This is a genomic window from Mycobacterium interjectum, assembly GCF_900078675.2.
Classification (GTDB): domain Bacteria; phylum Actinomycetota; class Actinomycetes; order Mycobacteriales; family Mycobacteriaceae; genus Mycobacterium; species Mycobacterium interjectum.
Window position 1 is genome coordinate 1 of the sequence record NZ_LT546234.1, and the last position, 4,197, is coordinate 4,197.

The 4,197-nt window shown below is 69.4% G+C and carries 5 protein-coding genes and 1 pseudogene; 4 read left to right on the forward strand and 2 right to left on the reverse strand.

Annotated features, from left to right (window positions below; translation table 11 throughout):
• A partial coding sequence (locus BN4348_RS00020; protein WP_066906922.1) for an LLM class F420-dependent oxidoreductase occupies nt 1–702 on the reverse strand: 702 nt, incomplete at its 3' end.
• 241 nt (nt 703–943) lie between these two features.
• On the opposite strand from BN4348_RS00020, the gene BN4348_RS00475 reads away from it, so the two are divergent.
• The 4 genes and pseudogenes from BN4348_RS00475 (at nt 944) to sigI (ending at nt 3,698) form a co-directional block, all read left to right on the forward strand.
• The gene (locus tag BN4348_RS00475) at nt 944–1,909 is read left to right on the forward strand and encodes a metal-dependent hydrolase (protein ID WP_066906913.1); all 966 of its coding nucleotides are present in this window, start codon (nt 944–946) and stop codon (nt 1,907–1,909) included.
• Entirely contained in the window at nt 1,906–2,094 is a 189-nt protein-coding gene (locus BN4348_RS00490; protein ID WP_066906916.1) for a ferredoxin, read from the forward strand. The genes BN4348_RS00475 and BN4348_RS00490 overlap by 4 nt, the downstream gene beginning before the upstream one ends.
• 4 nt (nt 2,095–2,098) lie before the next feature.
• A pseudogene (locus tag BN4348_RS00515) lies at nt 2,099–2,917 on the forward strand (NAD(P)/FAD-dependent oxidoreductase); the annotation flags it as partial.
• On the forward strand, nt 2,889–3,698 hold the full coding sequence (sigI, locus tag BN4348_RS00520; RefSeq protein ID WP_084453846.1) for an RNA polymerase sigma factor SigI: 810 nt from the start codon (nt 2,889–2,891) through the stop codon (nt 3,696–3,698). The pseudogene BN4348_RS00515 and the gene sigI, both read left to right, overlap by 29 nt.
• Here sigI and BN4348_RS00770 read toward each other — a convergent pair.
• Nucleotides 3,686–4,197, reverse strand: a 512-nt coding sequence (locus tag BN4348_RS00770; RefSeq protein ID WP_142308602.1) for a MinD/ParA family ATP-binding protein, incomplete at its 5' end; no start/stop codon positions are given. The two genes, sigI and BN4348_RS00770, sit on opposite strands and share 13 nt — an antisense overlap.

Below are 4,197 nucleotides of genomic sequence, written 5' to 3' on the forward strand. Positions count from 1 at the left end.
CCAGCCGATCCGGCCCTCCATCCCGACGACGTCGCGGCCCGCGGCCGCCGCCGCACGCTCCACCTGCGCACGCGCGTAGTCGAGGCCGGGCCCCGGCTCCATCATCGGGAACCAACCGTCGCCGAGCCGTCCCGCGCGTTCGTAGGCGCGGTCAGACGCGGCGCCGAACCACACCGGGATCGGACGCTGGGTCGGCAGCGGAGCCAGGCCGGCACCGGTCACCGTGTGGTACTTGCCTGCAAAGCTGACCGAGCGTTCGGTCCACAGCTTGCGCATCACCTCCACCTGCTCCTCGGAGCGCTTGCCGCGGTTGCTGAACTCCTCGCCGAGCGCCTCGTACTCAACGGCGTTCCACCCCAACCCGATACCGAGGCGAAATCGCCCGTTGGTGAGCAGGTCGACCTCGGCCGCCTGCTTGGCCACCAACACCGACTGGCGCTGCGGCAGGATGACGACGCCGGTGACCAGCTCGAGCGAGGTGACCGCGGCCAGGTAGCCGAACAGCACGAACGGCTCGTGAAACGTTGTGTCGATGTCGTAGGGGCCCTGCCAGCCCCGGTGCACCGTCGGGTCGGCGCCCACCACATGGTCGTAGGCCAGGATGTGGGTGAAGCCCAGTTCCTCGACCCGCTGCCCGTAGGCACGCACGGCCGCGGGGTCTCCACCGAGCTCGGTCTGCGGGTACACGACACCAATGCGCATTGAGCGTTCAACCGAGTCCCGCCCCGATTGCTTCCGCGCCGCCCGAACAATTCAGTGAACACGCATTCACGGCGAACTGTCAGGGAACCCGGTACCGCCGGTACGCATGACTCGGCGAGGGTGTGGGTACCCGGCCGTTTGGACGGTCGCGAAGTCGGCGGCCCGCGCTCCGCCGCTGGATCGACCGCTCCCGCAATTCGATAACGGGAGGCCGACGGCCCGTCGGCGGGAGGAGCATCTGATGCCCGAGGTCCAACTTCACCACGAGGGACATCCGAAGTACCGCCGGATGGTCCGGTTCGACTGGTCGGAAACGTCGCTGCACTGGGTGCCCGGCGACCCGTTCTCGACCCACATGATCAATGTTCTGCACCTGTTGCTGCCCGAGGGGGAGCGGCATTTCATCAAGGCGGTCCTCGAAGCGTCGTCGCTGGTCGACGACCCGGAGCTGGAGGCGGCGATCAAGCCGTTCATCCAGCAGGAGTCCTGGCACGCATGGGCGCACCAGGTGGTGCTGGACCACCTCGCCGAGCAGGGCATCGACACCAAGCCGTACACCGATCGGCTCGGCAGGCTGTTGTCGCTCACACTGGGCGATCCGCCCAGGTGGTTTCCGCCGGCCATGAAGCGGTGGTGGCTGTATCGGCGGCTGGCCGATGTGGCGGCGCTGGAGCATTACACCGCGATGCTGGGCCAGTGGGTGTTGACGAACCGGGGTCTCGATTACGCCAACGCCGACCCCATGATGCTCGACCTGCTGCGCTGGCACGGCGCCGAGGAGGTCGAGCACCGCTCGCTGGTGTACGACGTCTTCCAGCACGTCTGCGGAAGCTACTGGATTCGGGCGTTTTCCATGTTTTTCACTACGCCGTTGTTCATCGCCTGGTGGGTGGCGGGGGCGCGCTACCTGATGGCACAGGACCCGACCATCGACCAAAAGTGGCGTTGGCGGGACTGGCTGTGGGCCGCCCGCGAGTACCGGTTGCCGGGCCCATGGAAGCTGATGGTGACGACGCCGGTCCGGTATCTGCGGCCCAACCACCATCCCAACGACGAGGCGTCCACCCAGATGGCGGTCGACTACCTGAACTACTCCCCGGTGGCGAAAGCCGCCCGGGAGCGCGCGCTGGCCCAGGCGAAGTCACCGGATCAGTCCCAGGGGATCGAGACTTCGAGCAATGGAGCACGAAAGGCCGAGGTTCGATGAAGGTTTCGGTTGATCTCGACACCTGCGACGGCAACGGGGTGTGCATGAGCATCTGTCACGAGGTGTTCGACGTACGAGAAGACGGACTTCACCTGCTCCAAGCGGAGCCGTCGGAGGAGTTGCGCCAGCAGTTGATCGGCGCCCAGGTGTCCTGCCCCACCCAGGCGATCACGGTGAAGGAGTGATCCGATGCCGAACCGTCAGCTGAGGGAGGTTGTCGTCGTGGGTGGTGGCGTGGCCGGGACGCGCGCGGCCGAGGCGCTGCGCCAGGAGGGCTACGACGGTGGCCTGACCATCGTGGGCGCCGAACGGCACGCCCCCTACCACCGGCCGCCGCTGTCCAAGAAACTGCTCACCGGCCAGGTGCACAGGGCTGGTGTCGACCTCGCGCCGCAATTTGAGCTGGAGGCGCGGGTGTTGCGCGGCGCGTCGGCGATCAAGCTCGACCTGTCCTCGCGCACGGTCCACCTGCGCGACGAAAACCAGGACCTGTCACTGCAATTCGACGGATTGGTGGTCGCCAGCGGCGCGACGCCTCGCCCCTGGCCGGGCGCGCCGGTCCCGGACGGGGTGCTGATGCTCCGCACCGTCGACGACTGCCTGGCCATCCGGGAACGACTCGGGCGGCGGCCGCGAGTCGTCGTGGTCGGCGGCGGATTCATCGGCGCCGAGGTGGCGGCGAGCTGCCGGTCGATGGGGCTGGAGGTCGTGCTCGTCGAGAAGGCAACCAGCCCGCTGCTGGCCGCCTTGGGCAAGGAGCTGGCTCCCCGCTGGGCCGAGTTGCACCGGCAGCACGGCGTCGACGTGCGGGTCGGGGTGGGCGTCGACTCCTTCATCGGTGACGGTCGGGTGGAGGCGGTTCGGCTGACCGATGGTTCGCGGGTTCCGGCCGACGCCGTCATCGTCGGCCTGGGTGTCACCCCGGTGACGGACTGGCTGGACGGGTCCGGGTTGCGCGTGGACGACGGGGTGGTCTGCGATGGCACGGGCGCGGCGGACGGCGACACCGGGGGAGCCGCCGTCGTCGCCGCCGGTGACGTCGCGCGCTGGTCTCTCGCGCACCGAACCCAACGAGATCGACGACGTTCGCGGCTGGCTCACGGTGGTGGCGAGCCGCCTGTGCCTCGATCAGGTGCGCTCGGCGCGCGCCCGCCACGAGCGACCCGGCGATGTCGACGAGCGCCCGGGGACGCCCCGCTCGGACCCCGCCGAACGGGTCACCCTCGACGACGAGGTGCGCACCGCCTTGCTGGAAGTGTTACGCCGGCTCAGCCCCGGGGAGCGGGTCGCCTTCGTGCTGCACGACGTGTTCGGCGTCCCGTTCGACACGGTCGCCGAGACCGTGGGACGCCCCGTCGGCACCTGCCGTCAGCTGGCGCGGCGCGCCCGCACCAAATTCACTGCGGCGCAACCGAAATTGAACGAAGTCGCCCCGGCCGAGCACCAGCTGGTCACCGAGAAGTTCATCACCGCGTGCGCCAACGGCGACATCGCCGGATTGACCGCCGTGCTGGATCCCGCGGTCTGGGGCGTGGGCACGGTCCTCGCCGACCCGGCCCCGCCGCCACAGATCAACCATGGACCCCACGCGGTGGCTACCAACCTGATGCGCTACCTGGGGCCGGAAGTGACTTTGGTCAGCGGACCCGTCGGGGGACCGGCGGTGCTGGCCTTCGCCGAGCACCGGCTCTTCGCGGCGATCGTTCTGACGGTGCGCGGTCGCCTGGTGACCAAGATCGAGGCCGTCGCCGACCCGTTGGCGCGGGCGGGTGCCGGTCAGCGCCCTTGAGGCGAGTCCGGCCGCGCCGCGAAATGGCCCGCGATCGTCGCGGTGATCTGGAGGAATTTGCGCCGCGTCGCCGGGGCCATCTCGCCGTTCACGTCGATCACGCCGCCGGGCCGGAGGTGGGGGTCGTAGGGCACCTCGATCACCGGCTGTCCGTGCTGGAGGAACTCGCGGGCCAGCAGTTCCCGCGTGCGTTTGTCGGCGTGGCCGTCGGAATCGTTGAGCACCACGATGGTGTGGCGCAGCAGGCTCGTCTGGCCCCTGTCCGAAAGCCATTCCATGGTCCGTGCGGCCGCCGAGGCGCCGTCGGCCCACGGCGAGGAGACCACGATCAGCGCGTCCAGATCGCGCAGCACCTCCTGGGTCACCGGCGAATCCATCGTGGAGCCGCAGTCGATGACCGAGATCGTGAAGTGGCGGTCCAGCCGGCGCGCGGCCTCGCGGTAGATCGCGGGATCGAGGACCCGGCGCGGGCCGGACGCCGGCTCGCCGCCGAGCACGT